The organism is Cupriavidus sp. GW822-FHT03E04 (genome assembly GCF_058801495.1).
This window is the reverse complement of the sequence record NZ_JBXANI010000015.1, coordinates 14,059-29,632: the sequence shown is the minus strand read 5'-3', so window position 1 is coordinate 29,632 and position 15,574 is coordinate 14,059. Positions and strand designations below refer to the sequence as shown.

17 protein-coding genes are annotated in these 15,574 nt (G+C 67.4%); 14 read left to right on the top strand and 3 right to left on the bottom strand.

Annotation, left to right across the window (positions count from 1 at the left end):
• Window positions 1-16 precede the first annotated feature (16 nt).
• The 4 genes from AC1RQC_RS22305 (at window position 17) to AC1RQC_RS22290 (ending at window position 3,835) form a co-directional block, all read left to right on the top strand.
• Window positions 17-1,003, top strand: a complete 987-nt coding sequence (locus tag AC1RQC_RS22305; RefSeq protein ID WP_492370868.1) for a Bug family tripartite tricarboxylate transporter substrate binding protein — start codon at window positions 17-19, stop codon at window positions 1,001-1,003.
• A 41-nt stretch (window positions 1,004-1,044) separates the two neighbouring features.
• Complete coding sequence (locus AC1RQC_RS22300; protein WP_492370869.1) at window positions 1,045-2,397, top strand: acyclic terpene utilization AtuA family protein; 1,353 nt, start codon at window positions 1,045-1,047, stop codon at window positions 2,395-2,397.
• Between the two features lie 34 nt (window positions 2,398-2,431).
• Complete coding sequence (locus AC1RQC_RS22295) at window positions 2,432-2,779, top strand: AtuA-related protein (RefSeq protein ID WP_492370870.1); 348 nt, start codon at window positions 2,432-2,434, stop codon at window positions 2,777-2,779.
• Between the two features lie 81 nt (window positions 2,780-2,860).
• The gene (locus AC1RQC_RS22290) at window positions 2,861-3,835 is read left to right on the top strand and encodes a bifunctional helix-turn-helix transcriptional regulator/GNAT family N-acetyltransferase (protein WP_492807274.1); all 975 of its coding nucleotides are present in this window, start codon (window positions 2,861-2,863) and stop codon (window positions 3,833-3,835) included.
• A gap of 51 nt (window positions 3,836-3,886) precedes the next feature.
• On the opposite strand, the gene AC1RQC_RS22285 is transcribed toward AC1RQC_RS22290, so the two are convergent.
• Window positions 3,887-4,633, bottom strand: a complete 747-nt coding sequence (locus tag AC1RQC_RS22285; protein WP_492370871.1) for a flagellar brake protein — start codon at window positions 4,631-4,633, stop codon at window positions 3,887-3,889.
• A gap of 314 nt (window positions 4,634-4,947) precedes the next feature.
• Here AC1RQC_RS22285 and AC1RQC_RS22280 point away from each other — a divergent pair, with 314 nt between their 5' ends.
• Both AC1RQC_RS22280 and AC1RQC_RS22275 read left to right on the top strand, forming a co-directional pair.
• A complete protein-coding gene (locus AC1RQC_RS22280) occupies window positions 4,948-5,637 on the top strand; it encodes a flagellar brake protein (RefSeq protein WP_492370872.1) in 690 nt (229 codons plus the stop codon).
• Between the two features lie 21 nt (window positions 5,638-5,658).
• Window positions 5,659-6,174, top strand: coding sequence for a hypothetical protein (locus AC1RQC_RS22275; protein ID WP_492370873.1), 516 nt, complete (start codon window positions 5,659-5,661; stop codon window positions 6,172-6,174).
• An 83-nt stretch (window positions 6,175-6,257) separates the two neighbouring features.
• On the opposite strand, the gene AC1RQC_RS22270 is transcribed toward AC1RQC_RS22275, so the two are convergent.
• On the bottom strand, window positions 6,258-7,037 hold the full coding sequence (locus AC1RQC_RS22270) for an IclR family transcriptional regulator (RefSeq protein WP_492807271.1): 780 nt from the start codon (window positions 7,035-7,037) through the stop codon (window positions 6,258-6,260).
• 326 nt (window positions 7,038-7,363) lie between these two features.
• On the opposite strand from AC1RQC_RS22270, the gene AC1RQC_RS22265 reads away from it, so the two are divergent.
• The 4 genes from AC1RQC_RS22265 (at window position 7,364) to AC1RQC_RS22250 (ending at window position 10,468) form a co-directional block, all read left to right on the top strand.
• A complete protein-coding gene (locus tag AC1RQC_RS22265; RefSeq protein ID WP_253930794.1) occupies window positions 7,364-8,470 on the top strand; it encodes an S-(hydroxymethyl)glutathione dehydrogenase/class III alcohol dehydrogenase in 1,107 nt (368 codons plus the stop codon).
• A gap of 8 nt (window positions 8,471-8,478) precedes the next feature.
• Complete coding sequence (gene fghA / locus AC1RQC_RS22260) at window positions 8,479-9,330, top strand: S-formylglutathione hydrolase (protein WP_492370875.1); 852 nt, start codon at window positions 8,479-8,481, stop codon at window positions 9,328-9,330.
• Between the two features lie 241 nt (window positions 9,331-9,571).
• Window positions 9,572-9,940 carry a VOC family protein gene (locus tag AC1RQC_RS22255; protein ID WP_459376025.1) on the top strand — a complete coding sequence of 123 codons (369 nt, stop codon included), beginning with the start codon at window positions 9,572-9,574 and terminating at the stop codon, window positions 9,938-9,940.
• Between the two features lie 153 nt (window positions 9,941-10,093).
• A complete protein-coding gene (locus tag AC1RQC_RS22250; RefSeq protein ID WP_492370877.1) occupies window positions 10,094-10,468 on the top strand; it encodes a hypothetical protein in 375 nt (124 codons plus the stop codon).
• 7 nt (window positions 10,469-10,475) lie between these two features.
• Here AC1RQC_RS22250 and AC1RQC_RS22245 read toward each other — a convergent pair whose 3' ends face one another.
• The gene (locus tag AC1RQC_RS22245) at window positions 10,476-11,474 is read right to left on the bottom strand and encodes a GlxA family transcriptional regulator (RefSeq protein ID WP_253930791.1); all 999 of its coding nucleotides are present in this window, start codon (window positions 11,472-11,474) and stop codon (window positions 10,476-10,478) included.
• A gap of 209 nt (window positions 11,475-11,683) precedes the next feature.
• Between AC1RQC_RS22245 and AC1RQC_RS22240 the strand changes: the two genes are divergently transcribed.
• Genes AC1RQC_RS22240 through AC1RQC_RS22225 form a run of 4 tightly spaced genes read left to right on the top strand, consistent with a single transcriptional unit; the run spans window position 11,684 to window position 15,535 of the window.
• A complete protein-coding gene (locus AC1RQC_RS22240; RefSeq protein WP_492370878.1) occupies window positions 11,684-12,748 on the top strand; it encodes an ABC transporter substrate-binding protein in 1,065 nt (354 codons plus the stop codon).
• Window positions 12,729-13,763 carry an ABC transporter permease gene (locus tag AC1RQC_RS22235; protein WP_416052455.1) on the top strand — a complete coding sequence of 345 codons (1,035 nt, stop codon included), beginning with the start codon at window positions 12,729-12,731 and terminating at the stop codon, window positions 13,761-13,763. The genes AC1RQC_RS22240 and AC1RQC_RS22235 overlap by 20 nt, the downstream gene beginning before the upstream one ends.
• Window positions 13,757-14,587 (top strand): ABC transporter ATP-binding protein, encoded by an 831-nt coding sequence (locus AC1RQC_RS22230; protein ID WP_416052454.1) that lies wholly within the window; start codon window positions 13,757-13,759, stop codon window positions 14,585-14,587. Before AC1RQC_RS22235 ends, AC1RQC_RS22230 begins: the two co-directional genes overlap by 7 nt.
• A 3-nt stretch (window positions 14,588-14,590) precedes the next feature.
• On the top strand, window positions 14,591-15,535 hold the full coding sequence (locus AC1RQC_RS22225; protein WP_492807265.1) for a substrate-binding periplasmic protein: 945 nt from the start codon (window positions 14,591-14,593) through the stop codon (window positions 15,533-15,535).
• The last annotated feature ends 39 nt before the right edge of the window (window positions 15,536-15,574 follow it).

The following is a 15,574-nucleotide window of genomic DNA, read 5'->3' as shown; positions in this document are numbered from 1 at the left end:
CTGCGAGGAGACAACGATGCACCGACGTGCCACCCTGCGCCTGGCGGCCATGGCCTGTGCCGCCCTGTGCGCCCAGCTTGCGCTGCCGGCGCGCGCAGCGGACAACTACCCCGCCAAGCCGCTGCGGCTGGTGGTGCCTTTCACCCCCGGTGGCACCACCGACATCCTCGCGCGCCTGGTGGCGCAGAAACTGGGCGAGGCGCTGGGACAAACCGTGGTGGTGGACAACCGGCCCGGCGCCGGCGGCAACATCGGCGCCGAGGCCGTGGCCAAGGCCGCCCCGGACGGCTACACGCTGCTGATGGGCACGCTCGGCACCCAGGTCACCAACCAGTTCATCTATGCGCGCATGCCTTACGACTCGGCCAAGGACTTCGCGCCGGTGACGCTGGTCGCCAACTCGCCCAATGTGCTGCTGACCAATGCCACGCTGCCGGTCAAATCCGTGGCCGAACTCATCGCGCTGGCCAGGCAGCGGCCCGGCGGCCTCAACTACGCCTCCACCAGTACCGGCGGCTCGCCGCACCTGTCCGGCGAATTGCTCGACAGCATGGCCGGCGTGAAGATGCAACACGTGCCGTACAAGGGCGCGGCGCCCGCCATGACCGACCTGCTGGCGGGCCAGGTCAACCTCATGTTCGACAACCTGCCCTCGGCGCTGGCGCAAATCCAGGCCGGCAAGGTGCGCGCGCTGGCGGTGACCAGCCCTCAGCGTTCTCCCATCCTGCCGGATGTGCCCACCGTGGCGGAATCCGGCCTGCCCGGCTACGTGGTGAACTCGTGGTTCGGCCTGCTGGCCCCGGCCGGCACGCCACCCGCGCTGGTGGCGCGCCTGCAGCAAGCGGTGGCCAAGGTGCTGGCCACGCCCGAGGTCAAGCAGCGCATCGAGCAGCTTGGCGCGGTGCCCGGCGGCGACTCGCCTGCCGCCTTTGCCGCGGTGATCCGCGCCGATACCGAGAAATGGGCGCGCGTGATCAAGAGCGCAGGCATCCAGGCCCAGTAAGCCCAAGATTCCACGCAAAACGACAAACCAAGGATCCCGTCATGGCAACCAAGACCCTGCGCATTGGCTCAGGCTCCGGCTGGTGGGGCGACCGCGTCGAACCCGCGGCCCTGAGCGCGCAGCACGGCAAGCTCGATTTCCTCTGCTTCGAAACCATGGCCGAGGCCACCGTCTGCGCCGCGCAGGTGCGAAAACGCCGCGACCCCGCCTTCGAAGGCTACGACACCTACCTCGACGAGCGCATGCGCGCCGTGCTGCCGCACTGCATCGCCAACGGCACGCGCATCGTGAGCAACCAGGGCTGGATCAATCCGCTGGGCGCGGCGCGGCGCATCGCGCAGCTGTGCGCAGAGCTCGGCCTGCCCGGCGTGAAGATCGCGGCGATCACCACCACCGACCTGACCGGCACCATCTGCGACCAGCAACTGGAGATCCTGGAGACCGGCGCGCCCATCGCCACCCTGCGCGGCTCGCTGATCTCGGCCGAGCCATATGAGGGTGCGGAGCCGATCGTGCGCGCGCTGCAAGCCGGCGCGCAAATCGTGGTGACGGGCCGCGTGGCCGATCCCTCCCTGTTTCTCGCGCCGATGATGCATGCGTTCGGATGGCAGCCTGAAGATACCGAGCTGCTCGCGCGCGGCAGCGCCATCGGCCATTTGCTGGAATGCGGCGCACAGGTGACCGGCGGCTATTTTGGCGACCCGGGCTACAAGGACGTGCCCGAGCCGTGGAACCTCGCCTTCCCGATTGCCGAGGTGGACGCGAGCGGCACGGCCGTGATTTCCAAGGTGGCAGGCACCGGCGGCCGCATCGACCTGCAGACCGTCAAGGAGCAGATGTTCTACGAGGTGCACGACCCGCGCCGCTACATCACGCCGGACGTGGTGGTGGACTTCACCACGGCGCAGCTGGAGCAGGTTGCGCCCGACCAGGTGCGCGTGAGCGGCATCAGCGGATCGCCGCGCACGCCCACGCTCAAGGTCTCGCTTGGTTGCACGGAGGGCTTTATCGGCGAGGACATGTTCTTCTACGCCGGCCCCGGCTGCCTGGAAAAAGCGCAGCTGGCCAAGACCATCCTGGCGCACCGGTTCCAGCTGGCCGGGCTGGACGCGCAAGCGCTGCGCATCGACTTCCTCGGCGTCAACGCCATCCACGGCGAGGCCTCCCCGGCGCCGGCCTGTGAGCCCAACGAGATCGCCGTGCGCGTGGCCGCGCGCACCCTCACCCGCGCGCAAGCCGCCAAGGTCGGCCGCGAGATCGACAGCATGGCCGTGTGCGGCCTGGCCTCCACCGGCAAGCGCGTGCCGCACCAGGAGCGCACGCGCGAGATCATCGGCGTGTGGTCGGCCTTGGTGCCGCGCGCGCAGGTCAGTTCCGAGATCCATTTCCTTTGATCCATTTCCTTTGATCCGCTGCGAGGCACATCCCATGAAAGTTCTGCTAAGGCGCGTGGCACATACGCGGTCCGGCGACAAGGGCGATATCTCGAACACCTCGGTGATCGCCTACGACGCCGCGTTCTACCCGTATCTCAAGGCGCAACTCACCGCCCAAGCCTTCAAGAGCCTGTATGGCGGCGTGGTCGCCGGCAAGGTCGAGCGCTTCGAAGCCGATGGCTTGCAAGTGCTCAACTTCGTCGCGCATGGCGCACTGGGAGGCGGCGTGTCGCGCAGCCTGGCGCTGGACAACTACGGCAAGGCGCTAGGCAGCGCGGTGCTGCGATTCGAGGTGGAGGTGCCGCAGGCCTTGGCCCCGTTGTTGCGCGGACCGGCGTAGGCCGGCCTCTCCGGCTGGGTTCCTTGAAAAACTTGCGATCCGCAACTATTATGGTTGCGATACGCAACCAATGGAACCACCATGGATATCGTCGAGCCCCTGCCCGAGTCGCGTGATGCCACGATCGCCGCGCTCAGGGTGTTCTCCAGAAAGCTGGTCCGCGAGCTCGGCTTCATGCGGACCACGCTGGCCGATAGCCAGCTTGCGCCCTCCGCGGTGCACGCCATCATCGAGATCGGGCTGGCGCCGGGGCTGCAGGCGCGGGATCTGGCCAGTATCCTGCGGCTGGACAAGTCCAATACAAGCCGGCAGCTCGCCAAGCTCGAATCGTTGGGTCTCGTCGTCCGCACGGCCGCGACCGATGATGCTCGCTCGTCCCATCTGAACCTGACCGACGCCGGCAGGCACTTGCACCACCAGATCGATGGCTTTGCCACGGAACAGGTCTCCAGCGCATTGCGGCGGCTGACCCCGGCCGACCAGCAAGCGCTGGTCCGGTCCCTGTCGATCTATGCGGATGCGCTTGCCGCGGACAACGCGCAAAAGACCACCGGGGACGATGCCGGCGCGGGCAGCGGGATCCAGGAAGGCTACCGGCCGGGCTGCATCGGCGACATCGCCAGCCTGCATGCCCGCTTCTATTCGCAACTGGTGGGCTTCGGCAGCTTCTTCGAAAACAAGGTGGCCACCGAGCTGGCTGGTTTCGCGACCAGCCTGCCATCGCCGGACAGGCAACTGTGGCTGTGCCTGGAAGGCGGCCGGTCGCTGGCCAGCATCGCCATCGATGGCGAACCGGACGGGATTGCCCACCTGCGCTGGTTTATCGTCGACAACGCCTTGCGCGGCACCGGCGTCGGACGCCAGTTGCTGGAACGCGCGCTGGATTTCGCGGATGCACGCTACAGGCAAACCTACCTGTGGACGTTCAAGGGCCTCGACGCGGCGCGCCATCTCTATGAGTCCCACGGGTTTCAACTTGCGCAGGAGGCGCCAGGCGAGCAATGGGGGGCTGCCGTGACGGAGCAGCGCTTTGTGCGCAATGCCGCCAAGCGATGAGCTTGATGTCCGACCATTGCCGCAGCGATGCTGAGCGGCCGGCTTACCAGCTTACTCGCGCCCGGCCAGCTCCAGCGCAAACACAATGCGCTGCAGCCACTTTGCGGCCTGAACATCCATGTGGCCAAAGTGGCAGCCAAAATGATGGTGCGCCTCATCGCCGCGCCAGGCCTTTCGATGCCGCACCACCTGTAATGCCAGGTTCAGCCCGCCCAGCTCGCCAAGGTCCAGATGGCATTCAGCGATCCAGGTCCCGACCGGCAAGCGCTGCGGGCCGACACTGCGGGAGCGCAAGCCCACGCCGGACACCGACACGTCGGCGACTTCCATCTCCACGAGCTGGCCGTCGCTTAACAGGACCTGGCAGCGGCACTGTTTTTCCTCGTGCGGGCGGACGCGGAAATGCCTGCGGCGCGGGACTTGATAGATCCCGGTTGGGTAAGGGACGAGAAACGCCGGTCCGCCGTCGAAACGGGTGACGGCGGCAGAAGCGATGCGAAACTGGAACGTGATGTCGCCCATCGACGCCGAAGCCGCCATATCGCTGGCGTTCAGGATTGCCTCCAGCTCCACGCCATTGCGGCACCACGCGAGCACGCAGGTGTCTTTGGATGGATCGATAAACAGAAAGCTCGAAGCCACCCGGCACTGCTGCGCAGGATGGAGATGGAGCCGGATGCGCTTGCGAACCAGATCCTGCAGGATCTCAAGTACCTGGTCCGGATCGCTGATCCGCTCGACATCGCCGTTTGCCGCCGATGGAAACGGCAAGGACGTGCCTATGGCTGCCGAAGCCATGGTGATGGTGCCGGGTGGCCCAGGAGCATTGCCGCGCGCGCGCTACGATTCATCGCAACTAACTCATTCAAGACATTGGATATTGGATCGGACAACGCTGCGCGCATCCAGCTTCGAGGCTGCACTTTCCCGCTTTGTAACATTCTTTTATTCGTTTACTCGTTTGCATGCCGACGGCTCTAACGGCATTGCGAGCACGTTCTTTAGGCATCCGTCGCGCTCTCGCCCGGACTAAAGATTGGCAGATTCCTGCCGTTAGGCAACGTTTAGCAGCCATGCTTGCGGCCGCCTTTGCCTGTCAGCCACACCAGCCCATGAATAGACTTGATCCCGCTTCGATAGACCCGCCGTCACCGGATGGATACCAGCACGCGCTTGCGGATGAGATCCACGACATGCTGGATGTCCTGGCTACGCAGGAGCGCTACCTCGACTTGCGCTTGCCGGATGGGCGCACCTTGCGCTCGCGGGTATTGTTCGTGGATGTCGCAGCGCGCCAGTTTACGCTTGAGGGATGCGAGAACGAATCTGACAACCAGGCGGTATTGGCCAGCGCACAGAGCGAGCTTTCGACCGTGCTCGACGATGTCTCGGTCACGCTTGCCCTGGGCGCCGCGAAGCGCTGCGTGTTCGCCGGTGCTACCGCATTCGCCGTGCCGCTCCCGGAGATGCTGTCCCAGGTGCAGCGGCGGCGCGACTACCGGGCAGAGACGCTGGACTACAACTACACGTTCGAGGCCCCGTTGCCTGACGGCACCGCACTCGTCCTGGACATTGCCGACTTATCGGCTTCCGGCGTGGGATTGCGCTCGCGCACGCCAGGGACAACTGCACTGGCCGTCGGGGCGGTGCTCCCCAGAGGCATCCTCAGCTTTGGCTCGCTGGCCAGGCTCGAAGTCAGCGTGCGCGTGGTGCGTTACCAACTGGTGAATACAGCCGATGATGTGGTACACCACTACGGCTGCGAATTCGTCGCGTTCGATCAGGCTGCCTTGCTCGCCTGAGCCCCCCTCCCGGAGCCATCCATGTACCACTCACATCGCGTCTTCGGCGCCCTGCTGCTTTCGATGTTCTCGCTGACGGCAACGGCGCGCGACTCCCTGTGCACGAAGGACGAACAAGTTGCGTTCTCCTGCACCGTCAAGGGCAACAAGCTTGTATCACTCTGCGCCTCGCCGGACCTGTCCAAAACCAAGGGGTATGTGCAGTACCGCTTTGGCAAGAAGGGCGCCGTCGAACTGGCGTACCCGAAACTCACGGATGATCCGCGCAAGCACTTCCGCTGGGGTGTCACGGCTTACTCAGGCGGCGGCACCGATTACTTCAGGTTCTCCAACGGCGGCTACGACTATGTAGTCTATGCTGGCAGCGGCAAGGGCTGGGAGAAGGAAGGGCTGGTCGTGGAGAAAGACCAGAAGCGCATCGCCAGCCTGCCTTGTCGCGATGGCGGGCTGGGTCCCGATAACTGGGCGGTGATGTATTCCGCAGGCTTGCCGGAACTGGACCAGGGCAAGCCGGCGGAACAGTTCGACATGCCTTGAGGCACGCCGGCGCAGAGACGCGCCGCGCAGACGCACTATTGCACTATTGCACTATTGCACTATTGCACTATTGCACTATTGCACTAGTCTCCCAGCGCCCGGCGCGCCCATGCGCCCGTGATACGCCGCGCCTCCTCCTTTAGCCGGCGCGCCATCTTCGCCTCGCGAGACAAGATCCGCTCGCTCAGTGCCGCCACGCTCAACGCGCCCAGCGGGCGGCCCTCGTAGTCAAGCAGCGGCACGGCGATGCCGCCCATCTTGTCGACCACCCAATCCAGGAACAAGGCATAGCCGCGCGCACGGGCGGCCTCGATCTGCTCGCCGATCACCTCGGCAGTGAGGCGCGGGTAACGCGCGCGCTGCGCCTTGCCAAGCCGGGTCCGCGCGGTGCGCTCGGCTTCCGGCATCCAGGCGAGCACCGCCAGGCTGCCTGCGCCCACCCCGAGCGGGCGGCGTGTGCCGATCTCGACATAGTTGGCGCGGATCGGGAATGTGCCCAGCTCGATATCCGCCACCACCGATTCGCCCCGGCTGGCCAGCGTCAGCACGGCGGTATCCTCGAACTCCTCCACCAGCCGCTCCAGGCTCGGCCGCGCCAGCGCGCGCAGGTCGACCCGGCGCTGGGCCACGTCAGCCAGCTGGAATATCTCCGGGCCAATGCCAAAGCGCCGGCTGGCATCGCGAGTGACAAAGCCTTCGGCCACCAGCAACTCCAGCAGGCGCGACGCGGTGGCCGGGTCCAGCCCGGTGGCGCGCGCCACGTCGGACAGGCGACGCACTTGCGGGTCGGACAGGGCACGCAGGATCCAGAGGGCGCGTTGCACTGGCGAGGCGCGGGAGGTGCGCTCGGCGTCGTGACTCATGTCCGCTCCTTGCGGGTGGTGGGCGAGGCGGACAGGCAATACGGCAAGGACATTGAGCGTGGGCGGCGGCGCGTGGGTGGAACCGGCATTTAAGCCGTAGCCGCCGCCCCGGTCAACCAACCCGGCCGGCCAACCCCCGTTTTTGGCCAAACAGGGGGCGCCCAGGGCCAAATCCGCCGCTTCGGGCGTCCATGGCCAGCCGGATCGACGTATAGTCTCTGCTGACGAAAGACGCCGCGCCCGGGCTTGTACCGCGCGGCGCGGACTTGCGTCCCCAGACATCGGGCCGGCGCCCTGGCTGCCAGCCACTACCAAGGAAAACCATCATGAAGACCAAAGCCGCCATCGCCTGGAAAGCCGGCGCCCCGCTGACCGTGGAAGAAGTGGACCTGGACGGCCCGCGCGCTGGCGAAGTGCTGGTGGAGATCAAGGCCACGGGTATTTGCCATACCGACTACTACACACTGTCGGGCGCCGACCCGGAGGGCATCTTCCCGGCCATCCTGGGCCACGAAGGCGCCGGCATCGTCACCGACGTGGGCCCGGGCGTGACCTCGCTCAAGCCGGGCGACCACGTGATCCCCCTCTACACGCCGGAATGCCGCCAGTGCAAATTCTGCCTGTCGCGCAAGACCAACCTTTGCCAGGCCATTCGCTCGACCCAGGGCAAGGGCCTGATGCCCGACGGTACCTCGCGCTTTTCCATCGATGGCAAGCCGATCTTCCATTACATGGGCACCTCCACCTTTGCCAACCACATCGTGGTGCCGGAAATCGCGCTGGCCAAGATCCGCCCGGACGCGCCATTCGACAAGGTTTGCTACATCGGCTGCGGCGTGACCACCGGTGTGGGCGCGGTGCTGTTTACCGCCAAGGTGGAAGCCGGTGCCAACGTGGTGGTATTCGGCCTCGGCGGCATCGGCCTGAACGTGATCCAGGCGGCCAAGATGGTGGGCGCGGACAAGATCATCGGCGTGGACCTGAACCCGGGCCGCGAAGCCATGGCACGCAAGTTCGGCATGACGCATTTCATCAACCCGAACGAAGTCGAGAACGTGGTGGACCATATCGTGCAACTGACCGATGGCGGCGCCGACTACTCCTTCGAGTGCATCGGCAACACCAAGGTCATGCGCCAGGCGCTGGAGTGCTGTCACAAGGGCTGGGGCAAGTCCATCATCATCGGCGTGGCCGAGGCCGGCGCGGAAATCTCCACCCGGCCGTTCCAGCTGGTGACCGGGCGCGAATGGAAGGGATCGGCCTTCGGCGGCGCGCGCGGGCGCACCGATGTGCCCAAGATCGTCGACTGGTACATGGAGGGCAAGCTCAACATCGACGACCTGATCACCCACACCCTGCCGCTGGAGCGCATCAACGAGGGCTTCGACCTGATGAAGCGCGGCGAGTCGATCCGCTCGGTCGTGCTGTACTGAGGCCGGCCATGCTCGAGCTTCTCTCCGAGCACGGCTGCTTCGGCGGCGTGCAGCGCTTCTATCGCCATGCATCGGCCACCATCGGCCTGCCGATGCGGTTCTCGGTGTTCCTGCCCGCGCAGGCGCTGGTCCAGCCCGAACAGCGCCTGCCCGCGCTCTTCTACCTGGCCGGCCTGACCTGTACCGAGGAAACCTTCATGGTCAAGGCCGGGGCCCAGCGCTATGCGGCCGAGCACGGCCTGATCCTGGTGGCGCCGGATACCAGCCCGCGCGACACCGGCATTGCTGGCGAGGCCGAGTCGTGGGATTTCGGTGTGGGGGCGGGCTTCTACCTGGACGCCACGCAGGCGCCGTGGAGCCAGTACTGGCGCATGGAAAGCTACGTGACGCAGGAGCTGTTCGACCTGGTCACCACGGTGCTGCCCGCCGATGCGCAGCGCGTTGGCATCTTCGGCCATTCGATGGGCGGGCACGGCGCGCTGGTGCTGGCGCAGCGTCACCCCGGGCGCTTCCGCTCCGTGTCGGCGTTCGCGCCAATCGCCGCGCCCACGCGTTGCCCCTGGGGCGAGAAAGCGTTCAGCCGCTACCTGGGCGAGGATCGCGCCAGCTGGGAACAGTACGATGCCTCGGCGCTGATGGCGCGCCAGGCAAAGGCACCCTTCCCCCGCGGCATCCTGGTCGACCAGGGCCTGGCCGACAAATTCCTCGCCGAGCAGTTGTATCCGGAGGTCTTCGAAGCCGCGTGCGCCGCCATCGGGCAGCCGCTGCTGCTGCGCCGGCACGAGGGCTACGACCACGGCTACTACTTCATCTCCACCTTGATGGAGAACCATATCCGGCACCACGCGGCGCAGCTCTGAAGTGCGCCGCCGGCAGGGGCGCGGCAAGCTGCCGCTCCCCTGCACGCACGAGCCATGTCGACATCGATCCGCGGCGCCGATGGCAACGTACTGACCCAACACGACAATGCCTGGATCGTGACGCGTGTGCAGCAGCGCTGGGGCATTGACCTGCGTTCCTACTCAAAACAAAAAGCCAACCACAGCCGCTCGTCCGGGCCTGGCCTGGCCTGGCCTGGCCTGGCCTGGCGGTACCCATACCATGAGCAACCTGTCCGCCATCGAACTCAAGGCCTTCGTGCCCGCCCGCGATTTCGCGCTCTCCAAGCAGTTCTACCAGGACCTGGGTTTCGTCATGCCGTGGAGCGACGACAGCCTGGCCTACCTGCATCACGGATCGTGCAGCTTCATGCTGCAGAATTTCTACGTCCGGGACCTGGCCGAGAACCTGATGATGCACCTGCTGGTGGAGGACGTCGGGGCCTGGTGGGACAAGGTCAACGCGCAGGACCTCGCCGGGCGCTACGGCGTAAGGCTGGTGCCGCCGCAGGACCAGCCGTGGAAGATGCGGGATTTCGTGCTGCTGGACCCATCCGGGGTGCTGTGGCGTATCGGGCAGAACCTGGAGTAGAACCGCTTCGCTTTGGGCAGGCGGCGCCGCTTGGTAATACGTTGAAACAAGCTGGTGGCCGCTGAAACGGAATCCGTCGGGCGCCGCGTTGCCCGCCGGCACGCCATGCTGCTAGCATCCCCCGGGAACGCGACAACCCCGAAGGACATCACGATGCTCCGCAGCGCCCGCACTTTCCGCCTGATTCCCGTGGCTGCCACGTTGCTGCTCTCCTGCGCCGCCTTTGCGCAAGGCTCGCCCGCCGGCGGCGACGAAGCCATGAACGCGATCCAGAGCAACTTCGCGCGCATGACGCCTTCGCCGCGCACGGTGGACAGCATCAACCAGGAGTTGCGGCAGAACCACGCCGCGCCGGTCGGGACCAGCGGGCGTGGCGGCGGCCGCGGCCGGGGTCGCCAGCGCTCGCAAGACAGCACGCAGAACGGCATCGGCGGCACGGGCGCCGCCGATACGCCGGCGAGCCAGGATCCGGGCCTTCACGCCAATGCGCCCGCCGCGGCCGCATCGCCTGCCACAGGCAATCAGTAACCCTGCGCTATGGCTGCACGGCCCCAAACCGCTCGCGATACTCGCGCGGCGTGATACCTAGCTGGCGCAGGAACGCGCGCCGCAGCCCTTCATCCGACCCGAAGCCCGTGCGCGCCGCAATGGCCTTGAGCGGCAGCTCACCCTGCTCCAGCAGCCGCCGCGCCCCTTCGATGCGCGCCGACTCGATGAACGCCATCGGGCTGGCACCCGCCTCCCGCGCAAACACGCGCCGGAAATTGCGCTCGCTCATCGCCACCCGCCCCGCCATTTCCTCCAGCGTGAAATCGTGCGCCAGGTCGGACAGGATCCAGTCCTGCACCCCGCGAATGCCGGCATGGCTGGTCGCCTGGCTGGCCAGGTGCAGGCTGTACTGCGATTGCCCGCCCGGGCGCTTGAGGTAGACCACCAGCTCGCGTGCCAGGTATAGGGCCAGGTCCCGGCCAAGATCCTCTTCCACCACGGCCAGCGCCAGGTCGATGCCGGCGGTCACCCCGGCGGACGTCCACAGGTTGCCCTGGCGGATGAAGATGGCATCCGCATCCACCTCCACGGCCGGAAAGCGCTGGCGCAGCAGCGTGGCCACGCTCCAGTGCGTGGTGGCGCGGCGCCCGTCCAGCACGCCCGCCGCCGCCAGGAAGAAGGTGCCCGAACACAGCGCAATCAATCGTCCGATGCGTGGCGCCACGGCGCGCGCCCACGGCACGATGCCCTCGGCGTCTCCCATGGCCCGCTCAATGTCGCGCGCGCCGACGATCACCGCGATATCCGGCAGCAGCACGGGATCGAGCCGCGCCGTGGCCTCCAGCGTCATCAGCGTGTCCGAGCGCACCGGGCCGGCCTCCAGCGCCACCACCCGCGTGGCATAGGCCGGTGGCTGCCCGAGCTGGGCCAGCCGCACATTGGCGTAGTCGAACACCGTCATCGGGCCGATCGCCTCCATGGCCTTGAAACCGGGGTACACCACGATATCCACCCGCCTTGGGGCGGCGACTGCCTGCGCTTGCATCGATCTGACCGGAGTGGAAAGCGGCGATCTTAACCCAGCGGGCCATCGGCCACCGCCTCGGTACAAGCATATGCAGCGGCCGCATTAGTCGCTGGGCGTGCAAGCTTGTGCCAACAAATTCGTTCTATTGCAGTGAACCTGTTCTTAGCATGGTGCATATCGTCCACATCCCACCACATCGGGCATACCGCCGCCTAACGAGGAGTGTCATGCATCAAGAGCCAGAGCAACCGTTGGCCGACCACCGTCCCGCGTCCGCGGACAACCCGCGCAGCACCGCCACCCTGAACCGCCGCGGCTGGCTACAGGCAGCCGGCACGCTGGCCGTGGCCAGCGGCATCGCACCCTTTGTCTGGACGTCCCGGGCCAGCGCCGCGGGGCAGCTCAAGCCGATCAAACTGGCCTGGAACGCCAGCGGCGTGTGCCTGGCGCCGGTCGCCGCGGCGGTGAAGGAAGGCATCTTCCGCAACCATGGGCTGGAGGTGGAGCTGATCAACTTCGGCGGCTCCACCGACCAGTTGCTGGAAGCCATTGCGACCAAGAAGGCGGATGCGGGCGTGGGCATGGCGCTGCGCTGGCTCAAGCCGCTGGAACAGGGTTTTGACGTGAAGCTGACCGCCGCCACCCACGGCGGCTGCATGCGGCTGCTCACCCTGCGCAATTCCGGCGTGACCGACCTGAAGAGCCTCAAGGGCAAGACGGTGGCGGTCAGCGACATGGCCAGCCCGGCCAAGAATTTCTTCTCCATCCTGCTGGCCAAGCGCGGCATCGACCCGGTGCGCGACGTGCAGTGGCGCCAATACCCGGCGGACCTGCTCGGCATCGCGCTGGAAAAGGGCGAGGCCCAGGCCGCCGCCGATGGCGATCCGCGCACCTACCTGCTGCGCAAGGAACGCAGCCTGGTCGAGGTGGCCACCAACCTGTCGGATGAATACGCCAACCGCTCCTGCTGCGTGCTGGGGATTCGCGGCAGCCTGCTGCGCGAGGACAAGCCGGCCGCCGCCGCGCTCACGCACGCCGTGCTGCAGGCGCAGGACTGGACGGTAGCCCACCCGGAAGAAACCGCCCGGCATTTTGCCGAGTTCGCCAAGGTGCCGCAGGCCGATGTGGTGGCCATGCTCAAGAGCCACACCCACGGCCACCATCCGGTCGGCGCGGACCTGAAGAAGGAACTGGCGCAATACACGGACGAGCTCAAGCTGGTGTCGGTCATCCGGCCGGGCACCGACTCCAACAAATTCGCGGAGCGCATCTATGCCAACGTTCTCGGCTGAAGGGCAACACGGTGCGCATGGCTTGCAGGATGCGCACGATGATTTCCTGGCCGTGCCCGCGCCCGCCGTGCCGCGCGTCTGGCTGGGTGGCGCGCTGGCCGCGGCGGCCTGGCTGAGCGTGGCGGCCATCGTCAAGTTCTGGCCAGAGCCGGAGGATTGGCCGCTGACCCATGAGACCGCCTCGCTGTTCGCGGGCATTGCCGTGGTGCTGCTGGTGCTGGCCTTCGTGCAGCACCGGCTGGGCGGCATTGGCGCCTCGTTGCGCCGCGCAGGGCCATGGCTGCTGGTGCTGGCGGTGCTGACCTTCATCTGGGAAGTGGTGACCGCCAAGCTCGGGCTGCTGCCGCGCCCCTTCTTCGCGCCGCCGCAGGCGCTTGTCGAAGTCTTTGTCGAAGACTATGCACGGCTGGCGGAGGCGGTGGCGCATTCGTTGCGCCTGCTGGCCACCGGCTACCTGCTGGGTGCGCTGGCGGGCTTCCTGACTGGCGTGTCCATCGGCTGGTCGACCCGCGCGGGCTACTGGGTCCATCCGGTGCTGCGCCTGCTGGGCCCGCTGCCGGCCACGGCCTGGCTGCCGATCGTGTTCTTCGCCTTTCCCAGCAGCGCCAGCGCCGCGACCTTCCTGGTGGCGCTGGCCACTTGGTTCCCGGTCACGGTGCTGACCTGGTCAGGCGTGGCGGCGGTCGACCCGGCGTACTACGACGTGGCGCGCACGCTCGGCGCCAAGGAGCGCTTCCTGGTGCTCAAGGTGGCGGTGCCCGCGGCGCTGCCCAGCGTGTTCGTTGGCTTGTTCATGGGCCTTGGCGCGTCGTTCTCCGTGCTGGTGGTGGCCGAGATGCTGGGCGTCAAGTCCGGGCTGGGCTGGTATCTGCAATGGGCCCAGGGCTGGGCCGCCTACGCCAGCATGTACGGCGCGCTGCTGGTCATGGCGATCATCTTCTCGGGGCTTATCACGCTGCTGTTCCGCTCACGGGATCGCCTGCTGGCATGGCAAAAAGGAGTGGTCAAATGGTAAGCGCCGTGCTCGACAAACCCGCCCAGGCCCAACCTGCGCAAGCCGCCACCGGCAGGGACAGCGCCAGCAACGGCGTGCGCCTGACGATCGACCAGGTGAGCCACCATTTCACGCTGCGCGACCAGGTATTGCCGGTGCTCAGCCGCGTCAGCCTGACGGCCGAGCCGGGCGAATTCGTGGCCCTGCTCGGCCCCAGCGGCTGCGGCAAGTCCACCCTGCTGCGGCTCGTTGCCGGGCTGGAGCCGCCGCGGCGCGGCACGCTGGCAGTGGATGGCGTGCCGATCGGCGGGCCGGACCCGAGCCGGGTGGTGGTGTTCCAGGACCCGACGCTGTACCCGTGGCGCACCGTCTGGGACAACGCCGCACTGGGCCTGGAGGCGCGCGGCTTGCTCGGCAGCCAGCGCGAGCGCGTGGACGATGCGCTGGCGCGCGTCGGCCTGACCGAGTTCGCGCGGGCCTATCCGCGCCAGCTGTCCGGCGGCATGGCGCAACGCGCCGCGCTGGCGCGCGCGCTGGTCAACGAGCCACGCTTGCTGATCCTCGACGAACCGCTGGGCAAGCTCGATTCCCTCACGCGCCTGAGCATGCAGGGCGAACTGGTTTCGCTATGGCAGCGCTCGCGCTTTACCGCGCTGCTGGTCACCCACGACGTGGAAGAAGCACTGCTGCTGGCAACCCGCGTGATCGTGTTCAGCGAACGCCCCGCCCGCATCACGGCGGAAATCAAGATCGATCGCGACTACCCGCGCCACCGCGACGATCCCGAGCTGATCCGGCTGCGCCGCGAGATCCTGGGCCTGCTGGGGCTGGGCCAGGGATGGTAAGCCATGCCCGATGAACTCTGGCATCTGAACGGCACCGGGTGGCTGGGCCCGCATGCGGTGCAAGGGCGCAACCCAGCGCGCGCCCTGCCCCGCATCCCGCCGGCAGCGCTGCGTGCTGCGCGCCGCGCGGCAGGCACCATAGCACTGGCCGCCGGTGCCATGGCCATGCCACTTTGGCTGTTCACGGGTGCACCCTGGCAAGCACAACCGGCCGAGCCCGGCCCACTGCTCCTGCAGGCCCGGACGCGCGGCGAGCTGGTGGTGGGCGTGCACGCTTATCCGCGCCCCACGCCACCGGGCCGGCCCCTGATCGCGGAGCCCGACCCGGGCGAGGCCGCACTGGCCGCCGAGCTCGGCCGCGCGCTGGGCGTACCGGTGCGGCTGCGCCATCTGCCCGTTGCGAGCTTCGGCAACGGTGCCAATACGGATATCGACCTCGCCTTCGGCGCGCCGCAGGACGCCGCACGTCCGCGCGCGGCTGCCGTGCCGGCACCGGCCACGCCGCGCGGCACCTTGCTGACGCTGCGCTACACGCCGGTCAGCCGGCTCGACGCCCTCAATGGCAAGACGGCCTGCGTGAGCGCGGGCAGCCCCTTCCAACCCGCGCTGGCGCGCGCCGGCGCCGTGCTGCGCAGCTATCCCTCCGCGCTGCAGGCACTGCTGGCGTTCCGCCGCGGCGAGTGCGCGGCGGTGGCGGAAGACGCCACGCTGGTCGCCCGGGTGATGCGCTTGCCCGAGTGGCGTTTCTTTACCGCGGCGCCGCTGGTGCTCGACGGCGAGGGCGCGGCGTTGGCGCTGCGCCAGCCGGACGCGCAATCCGCCCGCTACCTGGCGCAATGGCTGGCGCGCTGGCAGCGCGACGGGCGCCTTGCACGGCTGCGCGACGCGGCCGCCGGCGACGCCGCTTTCAACATGATGCTGGTGGAGAGCGGGCTGATTTGCCACTAAGCCCCCGCCAAGCAACACCAAAGACAAAACAGCACAAGC